This is a genomic window from Flavobacterium adiutor (assembly GCF_048282555.1).
In the GTDB taxonomy this organism is placed as follows: Bacteria; Bacteroidota; Bacteroidia; order Flavobacteriales; family Flavobacteriaceae; genus Flavobacterium.
Window position 1 is genome coordinate 3,434,562 of sequence record NZ_CP182487.1, and the last position, 22,019, is coordinate 3,456,580.

A 22,019-nucleotide genomic window follows, 5' to 3' on the forward strand; every position below is an offset into this window, starting at 1 on the left:
GTATTTATGATTTGACAAATCCAAAAAATGAGCTTTAATTTAGCCCTAAACCTGTTACATCCCGAAAACAATATATCTAATAGAAAATGATTTTATTCAAGAAATCCAAATTCTCATCATTAATAGAGGCTTCGAAAAATCCCGAAAGTTGTATAGAACTACAACTTCTTTCTTATGATCAAAATTTGAAATATCAAGGAGAAATCTTCTCAAAATTTGTAAATCTCAAAGTTTTAGAAATTCAAGCTAATCCAAGCATTTATTATTTGAATGATTTTGAACTTCCTAATGAAATCGCAAACTTAAAAAAGCTTAAAAAAATATCAGTATTAAATTGCCCAATCCAAGTATTTCCCGAGTGGATAACAAATATAAAATCATTAGAATTTTTAATGCTTAGAGGAACTGTTTTAGATTCAATTCCTGATTCAATATTTCAATTAACTAAATTAAAAACACTCCGTATTGAAAATTGTTCACTAAATAAATTACCCTCAACACTTTTTCAATTGCAAAATTTAAAGATTTTGGGGCTTTCAGATACAAAACTTACGGATCTAGATTGGAATTTGTTCCCCAGTAATCTGAAAGAAATAAATTTTAGCGGAACAGGTATTTATAAAAGAGAAGACCTAATAAATTTAAAAAATAAAATGAAAAAAACGAGGATACTTCCATAAAAACAGATTACTAATCGCTGGTTTTTGGATAGCTTTTTCGTTCATTTACCTACCTTCATTTTAATTCAAAAGAAAGTATTTCTCTTTGTTTCAATGACAATCTGGACTCCCCTGTACAAACAAACTCATATTAGATGGAGAAACATACGGAATTCCTAATCCTAAACCTCTCAGGATAAACAAAACCCCAATTATTACTGCAACATAAGGAATTGCTTTTTGAATTTTATTACGAAATGGCAGTTTCAGTAAAGAATGCATGTAAACTGCAATCGTCATTAAAGGTATAGTTCCTAATCCGAACAGGAGCATGTATAAAACGCCTAAACCGGCACTTTGCATCGCTATGGCTCCAAATAAAGCTACATACACCATTCCACATGGTAGAAAGCCGTTTAATAAGCCTATTGTAAAAAGAGATTTATAGCTTTTGTTTTTAAACTGACTTCCTAAACTTGATTTTAGGTTTGAAATCACTTTATAAACCGGTTTAGAGAAATTGTATTTTGAAAAGATGCTTTCCGGAATCAAAACGGCAGCAATCATCGCCAAACCAATAAAAATAGACATTTTCTGTTGTAATCCGGCCAGGAAAAAACCTCTTCCCAATAATCCAAAAATCAGTCCGATTGTGGCGTAGGCTGTTAATCTTCCCAAATGATAGGTGATAATCTGCACTACTTTTTTAGCTCCATTTTGATGATCAACCGGAAGCATCATCGCAATGGGACCACACATCCCAACGCAATGCAAACTGCTGATAAGTCCTAATATGAAAGCGGAATACAACATTACTTTTTATTTTTTTTCCACAGATTTAACAATTAAAATGATTTTTAAAGTCTGCTGAATCTGCAAAATCTGCGTGAAAATTTTGGCACGCAGATTTTGCGGATTCAAAAACTAAAAATAACTTCAATTTTTACCTGCTCACGTTTTTTAATTTACGTAGATAACTTCTTTGGTCAAATATTTTTTCCCTTCGTACTGCCATTCCATATTGACATCCCAGCGTCCTTTTACCAATTTTTTTTGCGGAATAAGCAAAGATGAATTGGTTAGTGCAATCTGAGTATTGAAATCAAACTTTTTGTTTGAAGGACGATACAGCAACACATTTCCTTTTAGTTTATGGCTTTCGAAAGTTTCCGGAAAAGTAATTTTAACTCCGTCTTCCACATACTTAATCGAAGGCTTGTACTGCAAATCATGTGCATTCTGAATGCGTGCCATTTCCTCCTGAAAATGCGAATCGTGCTTGTAATATTCTTCAACAACCAAATCGTTGTCGTATTTACTGTTGGACTGCACTTCAAAAACAAAATATAAAATAAAGGTCATAAACAATCCGAATGCTATGACAATTCCTGTTCCCCAATTGATTTTCATACTATTGTTATTTTAAAATGGGAGTAATTGGTTTTGATGATAATTTTTCGTCAGTTCAAGTAATCCCGATTTTTCATCGGGATTGTATCGAGAACAGAAAAATCATCATTAAAGATGGTTCTCGATACATTTTTTGTTCCGTTTCTCTACACAAAAAACACTCGAACTGACGTTTAATAATTACACCCAAAAGTTTATATTTAAAATTATACCTAAAAAAGTTTGTTGTTTAATTAAAACTTCTCGGTCCTAAGAAATTTGTAGTGGTGGTTTCCAGCAATTCCTTACCGTTGTAAACACCAATTTTAACTTTGGTTTTGTCGCTTTCCAGCAGCACCTCATTGATTTCTATGAATAAGGTTCCCTGTGAGATTCCTTCTTTTGCTACTTTAAAATGCTGTTCACCCACCTTGCTGATTTCGCCTTTCTGATCGATTAACTCAAAATGGATATCGTTGTAATCTTCCATGGTCTTGTTTACAATTTTATAGGTATAAACATTGCTGATTTTATCGCCTTTGTGCTGAAAAAGCTGACCTGGCAAACGCAAAATAATAGCTTCGACATCGGTTCTTAAAAACAACATTCCAACAAAAACACTTAATAGAATGAATAAGACTGCCGTGTATCCTTTCATTCGGGTTGTGAATTTAAAAGGTTCATTTTTCTCTATTTCATCTTCAGACGCATAACGAATCAACCCTTTTGGCAGACCAACCGAATCCATTATTGAATCGCATTCATCAATACAGGCAGTACAATTAGTACATTCCAGTTGAGTTCCGTTTCGAATGTCGATTCCCATTGGGCAAACGTGTACACATTGGTGGCAATCGATACAATCTCCTTTTCCGGTTAATGCCCGGTTTTCTTTTTTATTGAATTTGGCACGCCCCAGTTCCTTTTCGCCACGGACAAAATCATAAGCTACATTTATGGATTTATTGTCTAAAAGTACCCCTTGTAATCTGCCATACGGACAGGCAATAATACAAACCTGCTCTCGAAACCATACAAAAACAAAATAGAAAACACCGGTAAAAATCAGCAGTGCCGTAAAATTGCCCGCTTGTTCAATCGGTCCCTGCTCCATCATTAGAAACAACGTATCGCTACCCACTAAATACGCCAGAAAAACATTTGCAATCCCGAAAGAAATCAGGAAGAAGAGCAACCATTTGGTAAGCCTTTTTCGGATTTTCTCTGCATTCCATTGCTGCTTTGCCAAACGCAATTGTGCGCCGCGGTCACCGTCAATCCAATATTCGATTCGGCGGAAAACCAATTCGAGAAAGATGGTCTGAGGACAAATCCATCCGCAAAATATCCTTCCGAAAACAACTGTGAACAGAATGACAAACACTACCCCAACGAGCATCGAAATCACAAAAAGATAAAAATCCTGCGGCCAGAATGGGAATCCGAAAATATTGAAACGGCGCTCAAGAACATTGAACATCATGAACTGGTTTCCGTTAACTTTTATAAACGGATTTGCAATCAGAATCGCCAATAAAACATAACTGACTATTTTGCGATATTCGTAAAACTTACCAGACGGTTTTTTAGGATAAATAAACTTTCGTTTTCCGCCTTCATCAATGGTTCCGATGGTATCTCTAAAAGCTTCGTCTGGTAAATTTGACATGGTATTTATTTTTAAAACTACTGTATTATCTATTGTTTATTTTGCTGCGGCATCTTTTTTTGGAGCACTTTCATCTACCCAAACCTCACCTTCAGCTGCCTTAGCGTCTTTTGGATTACTTCCCTGTAAAGACAAAATGTAACTCGCTACTTTTTGAATTTCTTTTGGTTTCATACCGTTCGTTTTCCAGGAAACCATTCCTTTTCCGTCACGTCCTCCATTGGTAATGGTATGGAAAACATTTTTGATTCCGCCTCCCAGAATCCAATGATCATCTGTTAAATTCGGACCAATTTGTCCTCCGGCATCTGCTCTGTGACAGGCAGCGCAATTAGTGGTAAAAATTTCTTTTCCGGCAGCTAAACTTGCTTCATCTGTAAGCAGAACTACTGTTTTTTCGTCCATGAGATCCGGAGCCGTTTTAAGATATTCTTCTACCTCAATTTTTGCCTGAGCCATTTCTTTCTTCAATTCCATTTCCTGATTGTCTCCTCCGTAAACATCAAAGTAAAAGACATAAACCACTCCAAAAACAATACAGATGTAGAATAAATACACCCACCATGGCGGTAAATTATTATCCAGTTCTTTGATTCCGTCATAATCATGATCCATCAACAAGTCGCCTTCTTTTTCAATTGGCTCCGTTTTCGTGAGCTTGTTCATCAGATTCTTAAACCAGGCACTTTCCTTGAAACTCAGACTTTCTTCGTAGGCCAGTTTTTCTTTTTCTTCCGGAGACAATAATTGATACATGACACGATTTACAGCATTAAGTGTAATTTCGATCGCAATCAGAATAAACAAAAAGACAAATAAAAAGACCGAAACCATTGGATATTTGATAAAGGCAGGTCTGTCGCCTGAGTCTATAAAATATTCCATCAAAGCAAATACGATAAAGAAAACCAATGGCAATCTAACATATACTGGAAAAAACTTTTTCATTTTATTTATCTTTTGAAATTATAATACTTCCCTCTTCCAGAGGAATTTGACTCATCTCTCTGATTTTATCTTTTGTGTATGAAAACACCCAGAAACCTAATCCCACAAAAAAGAAGAAGAAAATCAGAAGGGAAAGAATCGGGTAAATTTCTATACCCGATATTGTTTCCATATTGTGTTTTATCTGTTCAAACATAATGCTGTTATTTTGAAGTTTCTTTTACTTTGATATCAGTCCCAAGCCTTTGTATGTAAGCAATCAGGGCTACAATTTCTCTTTCGTTCATAGGAACAAATTTTTCGCCTTTTGCAGCAGCTTTTTTCTTGCTATCCTCATAACTTTTTACATAGTCAGGGTCATTTTCTAAGCTTTTTTCAATGGCAAGCGCCTGAGTTCTCAACGTTTTCTGAGCATTGGCAACTTCTGCATCTGAATAAGGCACACCTAATGACTTCATTGCCTTCATTTTCTTTTCAAGTAATGAAATATCCAATGGTTTGTTATCAAACAGCCATTTATAACCTGGCATGATAGATCCGGCAGATGTACTTTGCGGATTCCACATATGATTGAAGTGCCAGTTATCGTTATACTTACCTCCTACTCGCTGCAAATCAGGACCTGTACGTTTTGAACCCCATAAGAATGGATGATCGTACACGAACTCTCCTGCTTTGGCCTGAGGGCCGTAACGTTCCACCTCGCTTCTAAACGGACGAACTGATTGTGAATGACAGCCTACACACCCTTCGCGAATATATAAATCACGTCCTTCCAACTCTAATGGTGTGTATGGTTTTACACTTGAAATCGTTGGAATATTCGATTTTACCATAATTGTTGGTACAATCTGAATAATACCTCCAATTAAAATGGCAATAGTTGCCAAAATTGTTAACTGAATTGGTTTTCTTTCTAACCATGAGTGGAATTTTTCTCCACTAATTCTGCCGCTTTTAATGGTTTGTAATGCAGGAGCCTGAGCTAATTCGTCTTCTACAGGCTGTCCAGCTCTGACAGTCATGATGATATTGTAAACCAGCGTCAGCATTCCAATTAGATATAAACTACCACCGATAGCTCTCATCCAATACAATGGCATAATGGCTGTAACAGTTTCAAGGAAGTTTCCATAAGTCAAAGTACCATCAGGGTTAAACTGTTTCCACATCGATGCCTGCTGGAAACCTGCAACATACATTGGTAAAGCATACAAGACAATCCCCAAAGTTCCAATCCAGAAATGGAAATTCGCTAATTTCGTAGAGAACAATTGACTTTTGGTCATTCGCGGAATCAGCCAGTAAATAATACCGAAAGACATAAATCCGTTCCAGGCTAAAGCCCCTACGTGTACGTGTGCTACGATCCAGTCTGTATAATGCGCAATAGCGTTTACATTTTTAAAAGAAAGCATTGGCCCTTCAAAAGTGGCCATTCCGTAACCTGTAATTGCGACTACAAAGAATTTCAATACCGGCTCTACACGAACTTTATCCCAGGCACCTCTTAAAGTCAATAATCCGTTAATCATACCTCCCCATGACGGAGCAATTAACATTACAGAAAATGCAACCCCTAAATTCTGTGCCCAGTTTGGCAAAGCAGAATATAATAAATGGTGTGGTCCTGCCCAGATATAGATGAAAATCAATGACCAAAAGTGAATGATCGACAATCGATAAGAATAAACCGGTCTATTGGCTACTTTAGGAATAAAATAATACATCAATCCTAAGAATGGAGTGGTTAAGAAAAACGCCACTGCATTATGTCCGTACCACCATTGCACCAAGGCATCCTGAACACCAGCGTAAACAGAATAACTTTTTAATCCTGAAACCGGAATTTCTATATTATTGAAAATATGTAAAACGGCTACTGTAACGAATGTCGCAATGTAAAACCAGATAGCTACATACAAATGGCGCTCTCTACGACGAATCATTGTTCCTATCATATTGATTCCCATTACCACCCAGATTAATGCAATTGCAATATCAATAGGCCATTCGAGTTCGGCATATTCTTTAGATGAAGTATATCCCAATGGTAATGTGATGGCTGCAGCAACAATAATAAGCTGCCATCCCCAGAAATGCAGATTGCTTAAAAAGTCACTGAACATTCTGGCTTTCAGTAATCTTTGCAGCGAATAATACATACCTGCAAAAAAAGCATTCCCTACAAAGGCAAAAATTACCGCATTGGTATGTAAAGGTCTTAAACGACCGTAGCTAAGCCACGAAATCCCATCGGTCATGTTGGGAAAAAGGTACATGACCGCGAGGGTCAGCCCTACTAACATCCCTACCACCCCAAAAAGAATGGTAGCATAAATGAATTTTTTTACGATTTTGTTGTCGTAGTAAAATTGTTCCATTTCCATAATTAAACTTGTTTTTCTTCTGTTGGTAAATTATTATTTTGAGAGCTAATTTTGGTTTCATCATCGAAGAGGATTCTGACCGAGGGTGTATAATCATCGTCATACTGTCCGGATTTGACAGCAGCTATAAAGGCAATAAAAAAACATATTGCGACAAAAATACTTACTGAAATTAATAGATAAATAACACTCATATCTTAAATTTATTTGATCAAAATTACTTCGTTAAAGCCTATTAAAATATGATATTTATCATAGTCAAAAACGTATGTTAAATTTGAGATGAAGTTCATTCTTTATATTCACTTAAATCATTGGAGCTAAAATAATTAGACATCAAAGTCACAAAACTCACAATGGTAATTGTACTTAACGGCATGATGATAGCCGCAACCAGCGGAAGCAGATTGCCTGTAACAGCAAATAAAAGCCCGACTACATTATAAATAAGCGATAAACCAAAACTCATCTTGATAATCATAATCGATTTATGAGATAACTTTAAGAAGTAATTCAGTCGTGAAAATTCACCTGCATCCAGAATTGCATCACAAGCCGGAGAAAACACATTGACATTCTCTGAAATAGAAATCCCGACGTTACTCTGAGCCAAAGCACCAGCATCATTCAGTCCATCTCCTACCATCATTACATTTTGTCCTTTTTCCTGCAATTCACGAATGAATTCCAGCTTCTGTTCCGGTTTCTGATTAAAGATAAGTTCGGTACCTTTTGGCAGAATATCTTCCAGATTGGCTCTTTCACCATCATTATCACCGGAAAGAACTTTTATTTCGTAATTCTTATTCAGAGTATTAAATAACGTTCCGAGACCATCTCTATACTGATTCTGGAAATTAAATCGTCCATAATATATCCCGTCAATGTTAATATGAAGGGCTGTTTTTTCAATTTCATCAGTATCATTAGTCCTTTCAACAAAAGAAGCCGAACCAATTTTGATTGTTTTATTGTCAAAAGAAGCCAAAATACCTTTTCCGGTAATTTCCTCAAATGCATCCATTTTAATTCTTTTTACTTGTGGCAGAAAATCATACAACATTCTGCTCAAAGGATGATTGGAAGCCCGAAGTACATTTTTAATCAACACATAATCTTCATCAGAAAGCGTATTTCCTTCATACCTTATATTTGATTTTTTATTGGTCGTAATGGTTCCCGTCTTATCAAAAACAATGGTATCAACTTTTGCCAGCTGTTCAATGACCAAAGCATTTTTAAGATACATTTTTTGTTTTCCCATAATTCTGAGGATATTCCCAAAAGTAAACGGAGCTGTAAGTGCCAGTGCACAAGGACAGGCTACAATTAAAACTGCTGTAAAAACATTAAAAGCGGTATTTGTATCAAAAAATATCCAGTATCCAAAACCAGCAAATGCAATAAGCAGTAAGATTGGGGTAAAATACCGGCTTATTGCATCTGTTATGGTTTTATGCTTTTGATCTACTTTTTTCTGAAAAATTTCATTGCTCCAAAGCTGCGTCAGATAACTTTGTGAAACCGAATGCAGGACTTCCATTTCAATTACTTTTCCAATTTGTTTTCCACCGGCAAAAACTTTGTCGCCTGATTTTTTAGTTATCGGAACTGCTTCTCCGGTAACGAAACTGTAATCTATTTCTGTTTTTTCGCTAATCAGAATTCCATCAACCGGAATTAATTCCTGATTTCTGATCAACAACCTGTCTCCTTTTAAAACATCATAAATCGGAACACTTTCTTCAGATGTATTGGGATTGATTCGGGTAACTGCGATTGGAAAATACGATTTAAAATCTCTTTCAAAACTCAGAAAGCTATAGGTTTTAGTCTGAAACATTTTACCAAGCAGCATAAAGAAAACCAGACTTGCCAGACTATCAAAAAATCCCGGGCCATGATCCATTAACATATCGTAAGAGCTGCGAATAAACATTACTATAATTCCCAATGCAATCGGAATATCAATATTTAACATCTTCGTTTTAATACTGTGATACGCCGAAATGTAGTAACCGCTCGCAGAATAGAGGAAACTTGGCAATGCCAAAAGAAAAATCAAAAGTCTGAAGAAGGGTTTATAGCTATCCAGCCAAAACTCCTTCATCTCAAAATATTCAGGGAATGACAATAACATTATATTCCCAAAACAGAAAAAAGCAACACCCAATTTATAAGTCAGGCTTCTGTCTACTTTTGTTTTTCCGGTTTCGTAATTTTCTAAACTAATGTAAGGCTCGTAACCAATTGAACTTAATAAATACACAATTGATTTTAAAGAAACTGTTTCAGAGTTAAACGTGATTCTGACCTTTTTCTCAGGAAAATTAACCTGTGAAATACTGATTCCGGGCTGCAAACGATTAAGATTTTCAAGAATCCATATACATGAACTGCAATGAATATGCGGAATATTCAAAGATACAATTGAAGTGTAACCTTCCTGAAATTCCAAAACTTTAGAGATAATGACTTCATTATCTAAAAAGTCATATTTCCCCTTAATGTCCTGAGGAGTAGCACCAGGTGATTTCTCAAAATCATAATAGCAGGTTAAACCATTAAGACTAAAAATTTCGTAGACTGTTTTACAGCCTGTACAACAAAATTTTTTTTCATCAAAATTGATCACCTCATTTTTAGGAATTGTAAGTCCGCAATGAAAACAACTCTGCCCGCTCATAATTTATTTCTTTTTATTGCAACAAATATTCAAAATAATAAGCCTCTATAAATATGACATTTATCATGTTAAAATGAAATTGATTTTTAAATTTCAGAAAATAAATAGCCAAAATTTAAGAAGAGACTTTATCTTTCTTTTTTCAAAATAATTTAACCTACTAAACTGATTATTGGTTAATTTTGCAGTAAATACTTTTCCTATGAATAAATGTGACCAATGTATCGTACGCCAGCTTTCTTCCTTAAAAGCACTTAATAAAGAGGAAGTTATAAAACTAGCAAATAGTAAAACGACTCATAAAATAAAAAAAGGAGAAGCTATTTTTGAGGAAGGCGAAATAACTAACGGTGTTTTTTGCGTAAAAGACGGAATAGGAAAACTCTCTAAATTAAGCGCCAACGGAAAAGATCAGATTATAAAACTGGTAAAATCCGGAGAGCTTTTAGGACAGCGCTCCATGATTAGCAATGAGCCTGCAAATTTATCAGCAAAAGCAATTGCAGACATGGAAGTTTGTTTTATTCCAAAGTCTGAAATCATAAACTTTTTTAATAATAACAATCAGTTTTCATTGAATATGATGCAATCTGTTTGTGAAGATTTGAAAGAATCCGAAAACGACAAAATTGCCTTTGTACAAAAAACGGTAAAAGAAAGACTCGCAGAAACTTTATTGTACCTGCACGATGCTTTTGGCGAAAACGAAGATAAAACACTGAAAGTACAGCTAACCAGAGAAGAACTTGCCGGTATGATTGGTACAGCAACAGAAAGCTGTATAAGATTACTGTCTGATTTTAACAAACTGGAATTAATTGAACTGGTAGGTAAAAAAATTGTGCTTAAAAACGTAAAAGCCTTAAAAAAACTAGCTGAACAGTTATAGTTTTTTGGCTTCGTCCCAAAATACATCCATTTCTGCCAAAGTCATTTCCATAAGGGGTTTTCCTAATTCTTGTGCTTTATTTTCTAAATACTGAAAGCGTTTAATAAATTTTTTATTGGTTCGTTCCAGAGCATCTTCAGGATTTACATTTAAAAATCTGGCATAATTGATCATTGAGAATAAAACATCGCCAAATTCGGCTTCGATTTTATCCTGATTTCCGGATTTAACTTCAACTTGCAATTCTTCCAGTTCTTCCTGTACTTTATCCCAAACCTGATGCGGCTCTTCCCAGTCAAAACCCACGCCTTTTACTTTATCCTGTATTCTGCTTGCTTTTACTAATGCCGGTAAACTTCGTGGTACCCCTTCCAAAACAGATTTTTTCCCTTCTTTAAGTTTTAATTTTTCCCAGTTTTGTTTGACTTCTTCTTCGTCTTTTACTACAGTATCACTATAAATATGAGGGTGACGGTGAATCAGTTTATCACAGATTTCATTGCATACATCAGTTATGTCAAAATCATTCGTTTCAGAACCTATTTTGGCGTAAAAAACAATGTGAAGCAATAGATCTCCCAACTCTTTTTTAACTTCATTAAGATCATTATCCAGAATAGCATCTCCTAATTCATAAGTTTCTTCTATTGTAAGATGTCTCAGGGTTTGCAAAGTTTGCTTTTTATCCCATGGGCATTGCTCACGAAGTTCATCCATGATAATTAATAATCTTTCGAAGGCTTTAAGCTGAAGTTCTTTGCTCATTTTTTTGAAATTTTATGGTAACCAAATCTTGTAAAAGTAAAAAATCCTGTCAAGAAAACATCTTAACAGGATTAATATATTTAAATATAAACTACTATTCTTCTTTTTTAGCTTTTGCTTTTTTTGCAGGAGCTTTTTTTACTGGTTCTTCAACAGCAATTTCTTCTGATGTTGAAGTTGCAGCAGGGGCTTCATCCGTAACCAGCCCTTTTGCCTGAAGCATATTATACCAATTTAATACTTTTTTAATATCAGACGGATACACTCTCTCTTCATCGTACTCTGGCAAAATTTCTTTAAAATAAGCAGTCAGTTTTGCATTGTCTTCTTTATGAGAAATTGCCTGTTCTTTATTTTCTTTAACAGCAATACGCTGCATTACCTCTGTCAAAGGCTTTTCTCCCTCGTAAGTATAAATTGAAATTTCAGATAATAAACTTACGTTGCTTTTTAAGTTTACAGTAATTTTTTTTCCGTCTAATAATGATTCTGCCACAAAACCTGTACGCGTTTGCACTTTCAATACATATAAACCAGGCTTTCCTGAAATGGCTAAAATTTTGTCTAAATTCATGTTTATTAAATTAGTATTAAGAATTTTTGGTGTATTATATTATCTGCCTTTTTTAGCGGATGCAAATTTCATTCTGTACTCCTGAAAAGTTTTACCCTCGGTAATATTTTTTAGTTTTTTTTGAATCAGACGCTTCTTTAAAGATGATATTTTATCCGTAAATAAAATTCCTTCTATATGGTCGTATTCATGTTGAATAACCCTTGCAATCAATCCGTCAAAAACTTCCGTTTTCATTACAAAATCTTCCTCACAATATTCCAGTGTAACAGTGGGTTTTCTGTACACATCCTCACGTACATCCGGAATACTTAAACATCCTTCGTTAAAACTCCATTCTTCTCCTTCTTCTTTCACAATTTTTGCATTGATAAAAGTTTTTTTGAAACCTTTTAAGCTTTTTTGCTCATCTTCTTTTAACTCTTCATCATCGCTAAAAGGTGCTGTATCAATCACAAACAAACGAATTGCCAGGCCTACTTGTGGCGCAGCAAGTCCTACACCATATGCATTATACATGGTTTCGTACATATTTGCTATTGTTTCTTTTAAGTTTGGATAATCCGGTGTAATTACCTCACCAACTTTTCTTAAAACGGGATCCCCATATCCTACAATTGGTAAAATCATCTATGTTATATTGTTTTTTTATTTACTAAAAATTTAATTTGCCCTTTCAAATTTAGCAGTCAAAAATAGTAAAAAATAGTCAATGAACATTTGAAAATAATATATTAAATCTCTTTTTGGCTGTACCTTGAAATCTCAGCCATAATTATACCAAATTATCTTACCTTTGTTTTAAACCAATTTATATGTTTGACCGTATTGTAAAATTCACTAACAGCACCTCGTTTTTAAATGCTTCAAAAGTAACTATAGCCTCTGTTATCCCTGTATTGATTTTTAATTTTTTAGGACATTTTGAAATTGGTTTTACTATTGCATTGGGTGCTTTTTATACTTATCCAAGCGACATTCCAAGTACATTAAACCATAAAATAAAAGGATTGATTGTAGCTTCATTTATTGTAGCCGGCGTTAATTTATTAGTAAACCTTGTATATCCTTATCCTTATTTATTTTATCCCTTTTTAGGATTTTTACTTTTTTTATGCTCTATGATTTCTGTTTACGGTCAAAGAGCTACTTTGGTTTCCTTTTCTGCTTTAATCTCAATTTCTCTATCTTTTGGACATATACATCAAGGCTGGGAAGCCTTTGCTTACTCAGGCTATATTTATACCGGAGGAATTTTATATCTGATTGTTTCTCTTGCCTTCCATTTCATACAACCTTATAAATACATTGAACTTGAAATTGCACGCGGAATCAGATTAACCGCAAAGTATTTAAAACTCAGGGGGGATCTTTGGAGTCCGGAAGCTAACCGAAAAGCAATTATTGAAAAGCAATTAAGCATTCAGGTAGAGTTAAATGAGATTCATGAAGATTTACGAAAAGTACTTATTGGAAACCAAAGCAGCTCGACTACGAGTCAGAACCGAAAAATGTTACTGGTTTTTATTACGCTGCTTGAAATTCAGGAACTGGCTTTATACACGTCTTTCGATCACAGTAAAATTCATGAAAAGTTTAACAAACATCCGGATGTTTTAAGAACTTATCAAAATGTAGCATACAAACTTGCTTCTACCTTAAAAAAACTTTCTAAAAATGTACATCATATTGCGGTTTACGTTGATAAAAATGATTTAAAAAATGAACTTGACGCTCTGGAATTTGCCATTTTTGACTATGAAAAAAAATTAGGAAAAGAAGCAGCAGCTGAAGGTGTTCTGATGCTGACCAACATGCTGAAATATGCTAAAAATCAGGTTGGAAAAATAAAAATCATACAAAGAGCATTCTCGTTGGCAATGCAATCTTACAAACTAAAAGACAAAGACAAGGAACTTGAAAAGTTCTTAACCCCACAATATTATCCTTTACGAACGCTGATTGAAAATCTGAGCTTCTCTTCTTCTATTTTCAGACATTCTGTACGGTTAACCATAACCATTTTAATTGGATTTATCGTTGGGAAGTTTCTTCCGTTTCAAAACGTTTACTGGATTTTATTAACCATCGTTGTCATAATGCGTCCAGGTTACGGCTTAACGAAAGAACGGTCTTACAATCGAATTTTCGGCACTCTTTTAGGAGGCTTACTGGCATTCGGAATTGTTTCTGTTGTACAAAATCATGTGGTTTTAAGTATCTTTTCCATTATTTGTATGCTGCTTGGAATTTCTTTCGCTCAGGCTAATTATAAAATCAGTGCGACTTTCGTGACTATGTATGTCGTTTTCATCTATGGAATTCTGGTTCCAAATGTTGTAGAAGTAATTCAGTTCAGGATTCTGGATTCGCTTGTTGGGGCAATTCTGGCGTTTATTGCCAATCAGTTTTTATGGCCAGCCTGGGAATTTATAAATACACCTATCCATATTGAAAACTCTATTCGTGCCAACAGAACTTACCTTATGGAAATTGCGGATTTTTATAATAAAAAAGGTGAAGTTCCAACTTCTTACCGCCTCGCAAGAAAGAATGTTTTTATAGAAATTGGAAATCTGATGACTTCATTTCAGCGTATGATGCAGGAACCAAAATCAAAGCAGAAAACACTGCCCTTGGTAAATAAATTAGTAGTTCTAAATCATTCTTTGCTTTCGGCCTTAGCTTCATTATCAACTTACATTCAGGCACACCAGACTACATCTGCATCGGAATCATTTAATTATATCATTAAAACCATTCTATTAAATTTAGATCATTCGATTTCAATTTTAAGAAATGAAACCATCATAACCGATACTTTTTTTGACAAAGAAGATGTGACTTTGCAATTTGAAGAAATGAAACGCAAAAACTTTACTCGTCTGGCAACAGATGAAGAATTGGATAAAGAAACCAGACAGGCCAAAATGCAGGAAGCCCAAATGGTTATAGAACAATTGATCTGGATGAGTAATTTAGCTGAAAAAATAGTAAAGATTACAAAAGAGTTAAAAGCAACAAATCCGGATTAATTCATCCGGATTTGTTTTATTTGTGATTAATAAGGTATTTTCTCCTATTAATTTCTGTTCAGTTTTAAAACCTCTGCTGTATGTTTTCTAATTTGTTCTAACAACTCGGGCTTGTCATTTAAAGTCTGCTTGTAAGAAGGAATCATGTTTTTCAGTTTTGCTTCCCATTCCGGTGTATTTATCTGATCTTTAAAACATCGTTCAATTAAATCAACCATGATAGAAACTGCGGTAGAAGCTCCCGGAGATGCTCCTAATAAAACAGCGAGTGTTCCGTCTTGTGTATTGATTACTTCGGTACCAAATTCTAAAACTCCACCACCATTTTCACCTTTTTTGATTACCTGAACGCGCTGGCCTGCTTTTTCCAAAACCCAGTCTTTAGATCTTGCTGTTGGCAAATATTCGCGTAAAGCTTTTATTCTGTCTTTTGGAGACTGACGAACCTGTTCTATTAAATATTTTGTTAAAGGAATATTATTATACCCTGCTGATAACATGGGGATAAGGTTGTTTGCCTTAATTGATAATGGCAAATCTAAATAGGATCCGTTTTTTAAGAAACGGGTTGAGAAACCTGCAAAAGGTCCGAAAAGCAATGCTTTTTCTCCATCAATTACACGTGTATCAATGTGCGGAACAGACATTGGAGGAGCTCCAACACTTGCTTTTCCGTAAACTTTTGCCTGATGTTTTGCAATAACTTCAGGATTGGTACATTTTAACCACTGACCGCTTACAGGAAAACCTCCATAACCGTCCCCTTCAGGTACATTTGCTTTTTCTAACAATGGCAATGAACCTCCGCCGGCACCAATAAATACAAATTTTGTATAAGTCTTTCTTTTTTCGCCAGAACCTAAATCTGTTATTTTAATTCTCCATGATTTGTCATCACGTTGCTTTAGTTTTTTAACTTCATGATTAAAAAACAAAGAAACACCGTCTAATTTTTCCAGATAATTAAACATACTTCTTGTTAAAGCGCCAAAATTCACATCTGTCCCAATTGCCATGGTAGTAGCTGCCAGTTTTTCGTCAGGCTGCCTTCCTTCCATAACTAATGGCATCCATTGTTTTAATTGCTCAAAGTCTGTACTAAAAAGCATTTCAGAAAATAATGGATTTTTTTGTAAAGCCTCAAAACGGGTTTTCAGGTATTTTACATTCTTTTCACCCCATACAAAACTCATATGTGGTACACTTTTAATAAAATTTTCAGGTGAAGGCACCTTGTTTTGCTGTACTAAATAAGACCAAAACTGACGCGAAACCTCAAAAGCTTCGGCAATACTAATGGCTTTTTTAGGATCTACAGAGCCATCGGCTTTTTCAGGAGTGTAATTTAATTCACAAAAAGCAGAATGTCCTGTTCCTGCATTATTCCATGCATCTGAACTTTCAGCTGCGGCAACATCCAGTCTTTCGTAAATTTCAATCTTTATATCAGGTTGTAATTCTTTCAAAATTACTCCAAGTGTAGCACTCATAATTCCAGCTCCAATAAGCACTACTTCACTATTAGAACGTATTGTATTGTCAGGCATAACAGTATTTTATTTTAAAATGCAAAGGTACTTTTTATAATCCCAAAAAAAAACTAATTTTTGAAAGATAATAGTTAGATAATTACATTTTTTTCTAAATAAAGTGAAATTTATAGCCCTAAAACCTAAAAACGATTAGAAGAAAGATAGTCCTGAAGCATAATCGTTGCGGAAATTTCATCAATCAATCCTTTGTTCTGACGCTGTTTTTTACTTAGTCCGCTGTCGATCATGGTCTGAAAAGCCATTTTTGAAGTAAAGCGTTCATCTACACGAACGACCTTCATATCCGGAAAAATATTCGAAAAATGAGTTACAAAACCTTTTATTACAGATGCACTTTCAGATGGCTGACCATTCATTTGTTTCGGTTCACCAATTAAAACCGCCTCTACTTTTTCTTTAGCAAAATAATCCTTTAGGAAATCAATTAAAGTATTGGTTGGAATCGTAGTTAAACCTGACGCTATAATTTGCATTTCGTCAGTTACCGCAATTCCGGTACGCTTTTGTCCGTAGTCTATGGAAAGGATTCTGGGCATTTTTTTATTTTTTTTCAAAGATAAACTATTTTAATTTTCAAATTCCCAGCAGCAAATAGAAATATAAACTTCCTTATTGCTTATCATTATGATTATTTTTATAATACTAAGTAAAAATCCGCCCTGAAAAATTCAAAACGGATTTTAACCAAATTTAAAACAACTAAAAAAACATTATAAAGCAGTATTATCTGCCAAATAATCTGCCAAAAAAACCTTTCTCCTCTTCTTCATCATCTTCCTTAAGTTCATATTGAGCAAATTTCGACTGAGCCTTTTCATGTTCATAAATCAGCTCCTTAATATATTCGATATAACTTCTCTTTTTTTCTTCCAAAAATCCAATTAAATATTTTTCGCTATACTCAACACCACTTGCTGCTTCAATTTGAAGCAACTTTTTGTAAAGAGGTTCAATGTGCTGCGAAATAACTTCCTGAGGAACGGCCTGTCTTCTTGCAAAATAATTTACGATAACACCATTTTCATCCCTTGCAATATCAAAATCAGTTATTACCCAGTAATACCTCCCCGATTTTGCCAGATTCTTTACGATTGCATGAAAATTTTTCCCTTGTTTCAAATTTTCCCAAAGCACCTTAAAAATAACCTTGGGCATATCCGGGTGGCGAATAATATTATGAGGTTGTCCCATTAGTTCATAATCTTCATAACCACAAACATCAACAAAAACTTCGTTGGCATATTCAATAATACCAAAAGCATTTGTTTTACTCATAATTACTTGTGTTTTGTCCCACGTAACCTCTTTGTCAATAACTGTAACCCGATTTTGAAGTTGATTTTCCTGATTCATATTGGTTCTGATTAATTTAGTACTTTCAATTCCTTTAATTACCTCAGGAATTATGGCGCAAAATTAATTCGAAGAAAAATCATGAAATCTGATTTTTATCATGAAATAATAGTAAAGAAAATACATTTTGTGAGACATTTAAATTTGTGATAATTCCTTAAATAAAAAACAAAAAGTTGTATTTATAACATTTTCAGATTGATTTGCTATTTTGATTTTACTCAAATGCGCTATCTTTGCCAAAAATTTAAACATATGAGTTCTTTACAAACTATAATTGAACAAGCCTGGGAAAACAGAGCTTTATTGCAGGAAACAGCAACTACTGATGCTATCAGAGAAGTTATCGAATTATTAGATGCTGGAAAACTTCGCGTTGCTGAACCAAAAGGTGACGGATGGCAGGTAAACGAATGGGTAAAAAAAGCGGTTGTAATGTATTTCCCTATCCAGAAAATGGAAACATGGGAAGCAGGAGTTTTTGAATACCATGATAAAATGGAATTAAAAAAAGACTATGCAGCCAAAGGAGTTCGTGTAGTGCCTGGAGCTTCTGCCCGTTATGGTTCGTTTATTTCAAGCGGTGTAATTATGATGCCTAGCTACGTAAATATCGGGGCTTATGTTGATGCCGGAACAATGGTTGATACTTGGGCTACTGTTGGTAGCTGCGCCCAGATTGGTAAAGACGTTCACTTAAGCGGTGGTGTTGGTATCGGTGGGGTTTTAGAACCATTACAGGCTGCTCCTGTTATCATCGAAGACGGTGCTTTTATTGGTTCTCGTTGTATTGTTGTAGAAGGAGTTCACGTAGGTAAAGAAGCTGTATTAGGGGCAAATGTATGTTTGACTGCTTCAACAAAAATCATTGACGTTACAGGCGATGAACCGGTTGAAATGAAAGGTTTCGTACCAGCTCGCTCTGTTGTGATTCCTGGAAGCTATACTAAAAAATTTGCTGCAGGTGAATATCAGGTTCCTTGTGCTTTAATCATTGGTACACGTAAACCTTCAACTGATTTGAAAACTTCATTGAACAATGCGTTAAGAGAATATGACGTAGCGGTATAATCCGATTACTCAAAATAAAAAATCCAAATTTCAATTGATAAATCGATTGGAATTTGGATTTTGCTTTTCTAATACAGTTTTTATTTCCTGCCTATCTTTCTTTTTAGGTATTTCTTCTTGGTGATTTTTCTTTTAAACTGAAGCGTTTTTTCCAAAAGAATGGCATGTAGTTTCTCTTCAGGTTCACCACTTAATCTGGCATAAGCTTTCGCTATTACTTTCACCATTTTTTTGGACAGCCACATTTTCTTAAAGTTATCCATTCGTTCTTCGATAGATAAGTTTTTGAAATTCATTCGGTTTAAATCTATCAGATAGAATTCATATTGACCCGAAGCTTTTTTTACGATTAAAGTATTCCCAGGAGAATGATCCAGAAAATTGACTTTGGCTTCGTGCATTTTAAAAGTAAACTCCGTAAATTGCTCTAAAATCACATTTCTATCCGGAAACAGAGGATCGTGAATTAGTTCACGAATCGTAAAATCATAATCGATTTGCTGAGAAACGTAGTAACTATCCCGTAAAAGTCCTAAGCGACTCCTGTTTTCGATATAAGCAATTGGAAAAGGCGTCAAAATAGTATGGGAAGTCAAATAATTGGCATAATCGAAAGACCGTTTAGCTTTGGTAGTTCTAAAAAAAGAATAGATAATTGATTTGAATAGTCCGGGTTTCTGAAAAAATTTGATATTTACTTTTTCATCACCAAGAAAATTCGACTTGATTGTATTGCGGGAGCCTTTAACAATCATATTTCCTTTAGTAAAAAAATCAGCAACTAACTGAAATATAGCTTCTTCTTTGTTTTTATATTTCGAATGAATGATTATTGGCACAGCTTACAATTATAATTTGGTTTAAAAGTATAAAAAATAGTACTTTGCACCAAGTAATGTATCAAAAGAAACAGAACTTTCTTTTAGGATGAATTATAAACTCAATATTGAGAACTAAGCCCAAGTCAATAAAAAAAAATAACTTTAGGATGAAAGTTTTAATCATACAAAACAAACGGATTGGAGATGTCCTGATCAGTTCAGTAATTGCTAATAATTTTAAGGCGAAATATCCAGAAAGTGAAGTTCATTTTATGGCTTATGATTTTACTCACGGCGTAATTTTGAAGAACCCAAACATTGACAAAATCATTTCAATTAATGATAAAGAGCTGAAAAAAATTCCAGTTTTGCTGAAACTGATTCGCCAGATCAGAAAAGAGAAATATGATATTATTTTTGATCCTTATTCAAAAACACAAAGCAAACTCATTTGTAAATTTTCTAAAGCCAAACAGACAATTGGGCATAAAAGCCGAAAAAAACTAGGAAATTGGGGTTATTACACGCATCCGGTAACTATATCTAAAGAAAAAACCAAAATCTGCGGCAAAGCAATCGAAGACCGGATTCATTTATTAAGTCAGGCTGGTAATTTTGAACCAATAGATTACCATCCCAAAATATTTTTGACTGACGAAGAAAAAAAAGAAGACTGGCTGGGGAAATACGCTGATAAAAAAGTGATTGTTCTTGGAGTTTTGGGAAGTACACCACAAAAATCAATGCCGTATGAATATGTAGCGAAAATGGTTGATTTTATTGCTTCTAACTATAATGTAAATATCCTCTTCAATTATGCACCGCATCAAAAAGAGGAAGCTTTGAAAATATATGAAATGTGTGGAAATAAATCCAACATCATTTTAGATATTTATGCCAAAAACATTCGTGATTTCATTAAATTAATGAATCAATCTGCACTTTTGGTTTCTAACGAAGGAGGAACGGTACACATTGCTAAGGCCTTAAACAAGCCTACATTTACTATATTTTCTCCTTATGTAAACAAAGATCACTGGGCAAGTTTCGAAGATGGAAAACTGCATCATTCTGTCCATTTACTGGAAATGAAACCTAATCTATTTGACAGTTTTACTTTTGAGGAACGCAAAAAAATAGAAAAAAACCCGGACGAATTGTACAAACAGCTAACTCCGGAAATAATACTTCCAGAACTGGATAAATTCCTGAAGAACAATCTATAAGAAAAAAGCATTCGACAGTAACGAATGCTTTTTATTATTTTATTATTTTATTATTTTATTATTTTATTATTTTATTATTTTATTATTTTATTATTTTATTATTTTATTATTTTATTATTTTATTATTTTATTATTTTATTATTTTATTATTTTACAATCCCGAATTCGGTTCTTTTTTTCTTTTGAATCCGGGTTTCTTTTCGGATATTTTTATTTTTGCTTATTGACTCAGGAGTCGCATAACCGCGAGGATGATCCAAATGCAGGCAGGTTGTACTATATCTGATTTGTTTGGGCTTTATGCCATAGTTAACCAGTCTCTCACCTAATTCCCTGTCCTGTCCGCCGTATTGCATACGCTCATCAAAACCATTGACAGCCACAATATCTGTTTTCCAGCCGGACGCATTGTGTCCGTTCCAGCTTGGTGTTGTGGGAGTCAAAAAATTCAAAACAGCACTTTTCAAACCTGTGGCACTTACTTTGTTGTTTTTAAAAGAAGGCTTCATCCCGTTTTGTTTTAACCATGAAACATCAAAACATTTTCCTGAATAAATATCTTCTTTGGTAATCTTTTGAGATAAATCTAATGGCAATTTATGATAGCCACCGGAAAGAAAATAACCTTCTTCCCTGAATTTAATATGCTGTTCCACAAAATCCGGACGCGGAATACAATCGCCATCAGACATCATAATATAATCAGTCGTGCAGGCTAATATGGCTTTGTTCAAAATCTGGGATTTCTGAAAACCATTGTCTTCGTGCCAGACATGTATAATGGGGTAAAAAACTTCTTTTTTCAATTCGTCAATTAAATCGAAAGTATCCTGACGCGAGCCATCATCGGCAATCACCATTTCGAAATTGCGATAGGTTTGAGTGTTATATCCCCAAATGACTTTTTTTAGCCATTCGACAGAATTATAAGTGCTGATTATAACGGAAATATTCTTTTTCATAATGGCGCAAAGGTAACCTAAAATTATTA

General features: G+C 34.4%; 21 protein-coding genes. 5 read left to right on the plus strand and 16 right to left on the minus strand.

The genetic code is table 11. The annotated features are described in order from the left end of the window. Positions 1-86 precede the first annotated feature (86 nt). The gene (locus tag ACNC7R_RS14550; protein ID WP_417941789.1) at positions 87-680 is read left to right on the plus strand and encodes a leucine-rich repeat domain-containing protein; all 594 of its coding nucleotides are present in this window, start codon (positions 87-89) and stop codon (positions 678-680) included. A 90-nt stretch (positions 681-770) separates the two neighbouring features. Here ACNC7R_RS14550 and ACNC7R_RS14555 read toward each other — a convergent pair whose 3' ends face one another. From ACNC7R_RS14555 to ACNC7R_RS14590, 8 genes are all read right to left on the minus strand, one after another. Continuing rightward, complete coding sequence (locus ACNC7R_RS14555; RefSeq protein WP_417941790.1) at positions 771-1,472, minus strand: sulfite exporter TauE/SafE family protein; 702 nt, start codon at positions 1,470-1,472, stop codon at positions 771-773. A gap of 147 nt (positions 1,473-1,619) precedes the next feature. After that, a complete protein-coding gene (locus ACNC7R_RS14560; RefSeq protein WP_417941791.1) occupies positions 1,620-2,069 on the minus strand; it encodes a FixH family protein in 450 nt (149 codons plus the stop codon). Positions 2,070-2,298: 229 nt separating this feature from the next. Beyond that, positions 2,299-3,717: a cytochrome c oxidase accessory protein CcoG gene (ccoG, locus tag ACNC7R_RS14565; RefSeq protein ID WP_417941792.1), complete on the minus strand. Its 1,419-nt coding sequence runs from the start codon at positions 3,715-3,717 to the stop codon at positions 2,299-2,301. 36 nt (positions 3,718-3,753) lie between these two features. Continuing rightward, positions 3,754-4,665, minus strand: coding sequence for a cbb3-type cytochrome c oxidase N-terminal domain-containing protein (locus tag ACNC7R_RS14570; protein WP_417941793.1), 912 nt, complete (start codon positions 4,663-4,665; stop codon positions 3,754-3,756). A 1-nt stretch (position 4,666) separates the two neighbouring features. Further along, positions 4,667-4,861 carry a CcoQ/FixQ family Cbb3-type cytochrome c oxidase assembly chaperone gene (locus ACNC7R_RS14575; protein WP_278009334.1) on the minus strand — a complete coding sequence of 65 codons (195 nt, stop codon included), beginning with the start codon at positions 4,859-4,861 and terminating at the stop codon, positions 4,667-4,669. A 7-nt stretch (positions 4,862-4,868) separates the two neighbouring features. After that, positions 4,869-7,055 (minus strand): cytochrome-c oxidase, cbb3-type subunit I, encoded by a 2,187-nt coding sequence (gene ccoN / locus ACNC7R_RS14580; protein ID WP_417941794.1) that lies wholly within the window; start codon positions 7,053-7,055, stop codon positions 4,869-4,871. Between the two features lie 2 nt (positions 7,056-7,057). After that, a complete protein-coding gene (ccoS, locus tag ACNC7R_RS14585) occupies positions 7,058-7,249 on the minus strand; it encodes a cbb3-type cytochrome oxidase assembly protein CcoS (protein WP_417941795.1) in 192 nt (63 codons plus the stop codon). Positions 7,250-7,344: 95 nt separating this feature from the next. Continuing rightward, positions 7,345-9,741: a heavy metal translocating P-type ATPase gene (locus tag ACNC7R_RS14590; protein WP_417941796.1), complete on the minus strand. Its 2,397-nt coding sequence runs from the start codon at positions 9,739-9,741 to the stop codon at positions 7,345-7,347. A 202-nt stretch (positions 9,742-9,943) separates the two neighbouring features. On the opposite strand from ACNC7R_RS14590, the gene ACNC7R_RS14595 reads away from it, so the two are divergent. Then, entirely contained in the window at positions 9,944-10,630 is a 687-nt protein-coding gene (locus ACNC7R_RS14595; RefSeq protein WP_417941797.1) for a Crp/Fnr family transcriptional regulator, read from the plus strand. Here ACNC7R_RS14595 and mazG read toward each other — a convergent pair. The 3 genes from mazG to def form a co-directional block, all read right to left on the minus strand. Then, positions 10,625-11,395: a nucleoside triphosphate pyrophosphohydrolase gene (mazG, locus tag ACNC7R_RS14600; protein ID WP_417941798.1), complete on the minus strand. Its 771-nt coding sequence runs from the start codon at positions 11,393-11,395 to the stop codon at positions 10,625-10,627. The two genes, ACNC7R_RS14595 and mazG, sit on opposite strands and share 6 nt — an antisense overlap. A 94-nt stretch (positions 11,396-11,489) precedes the next feature. After that, positions 11,490-11,969 carry a DUF5606 domain-containing protein gene (locus tag ACNC7R_RS14605; protein WP_163395075.1) on the minus strand — a complete coding sequence of 160 codons (480 nt, stop codon included), beginning with the start codon at positions 11,967-11,969 and terminating at the stop codon, positions 11,490-11,492. Positions 11,970-12,008: 39 nt separating this feature from the next. Continuing rightward, a complete protein-coding gene (gene def / locus ACNC7R_RS14610; RefSeq protein ID WP_417941799.1) occupies positions 12,009-12,599 on the minus strand; it encodes a peptide deformylase in 591 nt (196 codons plus the stop codon). Between the two features lie 185 nt (positions 12,600-12,784). On the opposite strand from def, the gene ACNC7R_RS14615 reads away from it, so the two are divergent. Beyond that, positions 12,785-15,004, plus strand: coding sequence for an FUSC family membrane protein (locus ACNC7R_RS14615; protein ID WP_417941800.1), 2,220 nt, complete (start codon positions 12,785-12,787; stop codon positions 15,002-15,004). A 47-nt stretch (positions 15,005-15,051) separates the two neighbouring features. On the opposite strand, the gene ACNC7R_RS14620 is transcribed toward ACNC7R_RS14615, so the two are convergent. From ACNC7R_RS14620 to ACNC7R_RS14630, 3 genes are all read right to left on the minus strand, one after another. Beyond that, positions 15,052-16,551, minus strand: a complete 1,500-nt coding sequence (locus ACNC7R_RS14620; RefSeq protein ID WP_417941802.1) for a malate:quinone oxidoreductase — start codon at positions 16,549-16,551, stop codon at positions 15,052-15,054. A gap of 125 nt (positions 16,552-16,676) precedes the next feature. Next, positions 16,677-17,093, minus strand: coding sequence for a Holliday junction resolvase RuvX (gene ruvX, locus ACNC7R_RS14625; RefSeq protein ID WP_278009327.1), 417 nt, complete (start codon positions 17,091-17,093; stop codon positions 16,677-16,679). Between the two features lie 187 nt (positions 17,094-17,280). Continuing rightward, positions 17,281-17,910 (minus strand): PAS domain-containing protein, encoded by a 630-nt coding sequence (locus tag ACNC7R_RS14630; RefSeq protein WP_417941803.1) that lies wholly within the window; start codon positions 17,908-17,910, stop codon positions 17,281-17,283. A 255-nt stretch (positions 17,911-18,165) separates the two neighbouring features. On the opposite strand from ACNC7R_RS14630, the gene ACNC7R_RS14635 reads away from it, so the two are divergent. Next, a complete protein-coding gene (locus ACNC7R_RS14635; protein WP_223681478.1) occupies positions 18,166-18,981 on the plus strand; it encodes a 2,3,4,5-tetrahydropyridine-2,6-dicarboxylate N-succinyltransferase in 816 nt (271 codons plus the stop codon). Positions 18,982-19,061: 80 nt separating this feature from the next. Here ACNC7R_RS14635 and ACNC7R_RS14640 read toward each other — a convergent pair whose 3' ends face one another. Next, positions 19,062-19,820, minus strand: a complete 759-nt coding sequence (locus ACNC7R_RS14640) for a lipopolysaccharide kinase InaA family protein (protein WP_417941804.1) — start codon at positions 19,818-19,820, stop codon at positions 19,062-19,064. Between the two features lie 149 nt (positions 19,821-19,969). On the opposite strand from ACNC7R_RS14640, the gene ACNC7R_RS14645 reads away from it, so the two are divergent. Further along, positions 19,970-21,028 carry a glycosyltransferase family 9 protein gene (locus ACNC7R_RS14645; RefSeq protein WP_417941805.1) on the plus strand — a complete coding sequence of 353 codons (1,059 nt, stop codon included), beginning with the start codon at positions 19,970-19,972 and terminating at the stop codon, positions 21,026-21,028. A 146-nt stretch (positions 21,029-21,174) separates the two neighbouring features. Here the strand turns inward: ACNC7R_RS14645 and ACNC7R_RS14650 are convergent, their stop codons facing one another. Continuing rightward, entirely contained in the window at positions 21,175-21,990 is an 816-nt protein-coding gene (locus tag ACNC7R_RS14650; RefSeq protein ID WP_417941806.1) for a glycosyltransferase family 2 protein, read from the minus strand. Positions 21,991-22,019: the final 29 nt, after the last annotated feature.

What these genes read in the sequence shown, in the direction of transcription:
- ACNC7R_RS14550 (WP_417941789.1), top strand. Translation starts at nt 87, where the DNA reads ATGATTTTATTCAAGAAATCCAAATTCTCATCATTAATAGAGGCTTCG.
- ACNC7R_RS14555 (WP_417941790.1), bottom strand. Translation starts at nt 1,472, where the DNA reads ATGTTGTATTCCGCTTTCATATTAGGACTTATCAGCAGTTTGCATTGC.
- ACNC7R_RS14560 (WP_417941791.1), bottom strand. Translation starts at nt 2,069, where the DNA reads ATGAAAATCAATTGGGGAACAGGAATTGTCATAGCATTCGGATTGTTT.
- ccoG (WP_417941792.1), bottom strand. Translation starts at nt 3,717, where the DNA reads ATGTCAAATTTACCAGACGAAGCTTTTAGAGATACCATCGGAACCATT.
- ACNC7R_RS14570 (WP_417941793.1), bottom strand. Translation starts at nt 4,665, where the DNA reads ATGAAAAAGTTTTTTCCAGTATATGTTAGATTGCCATTGGTTTTCTTT.
- ACNC7R_RS14575 (WP_278009334.1), bottom strand. Translation starts at nt 4,861, where the DNA reads ATGTTTGAACAGATAAAACACAATATGGAAACAATATCGGGTATAGAA.
- ccoN (WP_417941794.1), bottom strand. Translation starts at nt 7,055, where the DNA reads ATGGAAATGGAACAATTTTACTACGACAACAAAATCGTAAAAAAATTC.
- ccoS (WP_417941795.1), bottom strand. Translation starts at nt 7,249, where the DNA reads ATGAGTGTTATTTATCTATTAATTTCAGTAAGTATTTTTGTCGCAATA.
- ACNC7R_RS14590 (WP_417941796.1), bottom strand. Translation starts at nt 9,741, where the DNA reads ATGAGCGGGCAGAGTTGTTTTCATTGCGGACTTACAATTCCTAAAAAT.
- ACNC7R_RS14595 (WP_417941797.1), top strand. Translation starts at nt 9,944, where the DNA reads ATGAATAAATGTGACCAATGTATCGTACGCCAGCTTTCTTCCTTAAAA.
- mazG (WP_417941798.1), bottom strand. Translation starts at nt 11,395, where the DNA reads ATGAGCAAAGAACTTCAGCTTAAAGCCTTCGAAAGATTATTAATTATC.
- ACNC7R_RS14605 (WP_163395075.1), bottom strand. Translation starts at nt 11,969, where the DNA reads ATGAATTTAGACAAAATTTTAGCCATTTCAGGAAAGCCTGGTTTATAT.
- def (WP_417941799.1), bottom strand. Translation starts at nt 12,599, where the DNA reads ATGATTTTACCAATTGTAGGATATGGGGATCCCGTTTTAAGAAAAGTT.
- ACNC7R_RS14615 (WP_417941800.1), top strand. Translation starts at nt 12,785, where the DNA reads ATGTTTGACCGTATTGTAAAATTCACTAACAGCACCTCGTTTTTAAAT.
- ACNC7R_RS14620 (WP_417941802.1), bottom strand. Translation starts at nt 16,551, where the DNA reads ATGCCTGACAATACAATACGTTCTAATAGTGAAGTAGTGCTTATTGGA.
- ruvX (WP_278009327.1), bottom strand. Translation starts at nt 17,093, where the DNA reads ATGCCCAGAATCCTTTCCATAGACTACGGACAAAAGCGTACCGGAATT.
- ACNC7R_RS14630 (WP_417941803.1), bottom strand. Translation starts at nt 17,910, where the DNA reads ATGAATCAGGAAAATCAACTTCAAAATCGGGTTACAGTTATTGACAAA.
- ACNC7R_RS14635 (WP_223681478.1), top strand. Translation starts at nt 18,166, where the DNA reads ATGAGTTCTTTACAAACTATAATTGAACAAGCCTGGGAAAACAGAGCT.
- ACNC7R_RS14645 (WP_417941805.1), top strand. Translation starts at nt 19,970, where the DNA reads ATGAAAGTTTTAATCATACAAAACAAACGGATTGGAGATGTCCTGATC.
- ACNC7R_RS14650 (WP_417941806.1), bottom strand. Translation starts at nt 21,990, where the DNA reads ATGAAAAAGAATATTTCCGTTATAATCAGCACTTATAATTCTGTCGAA.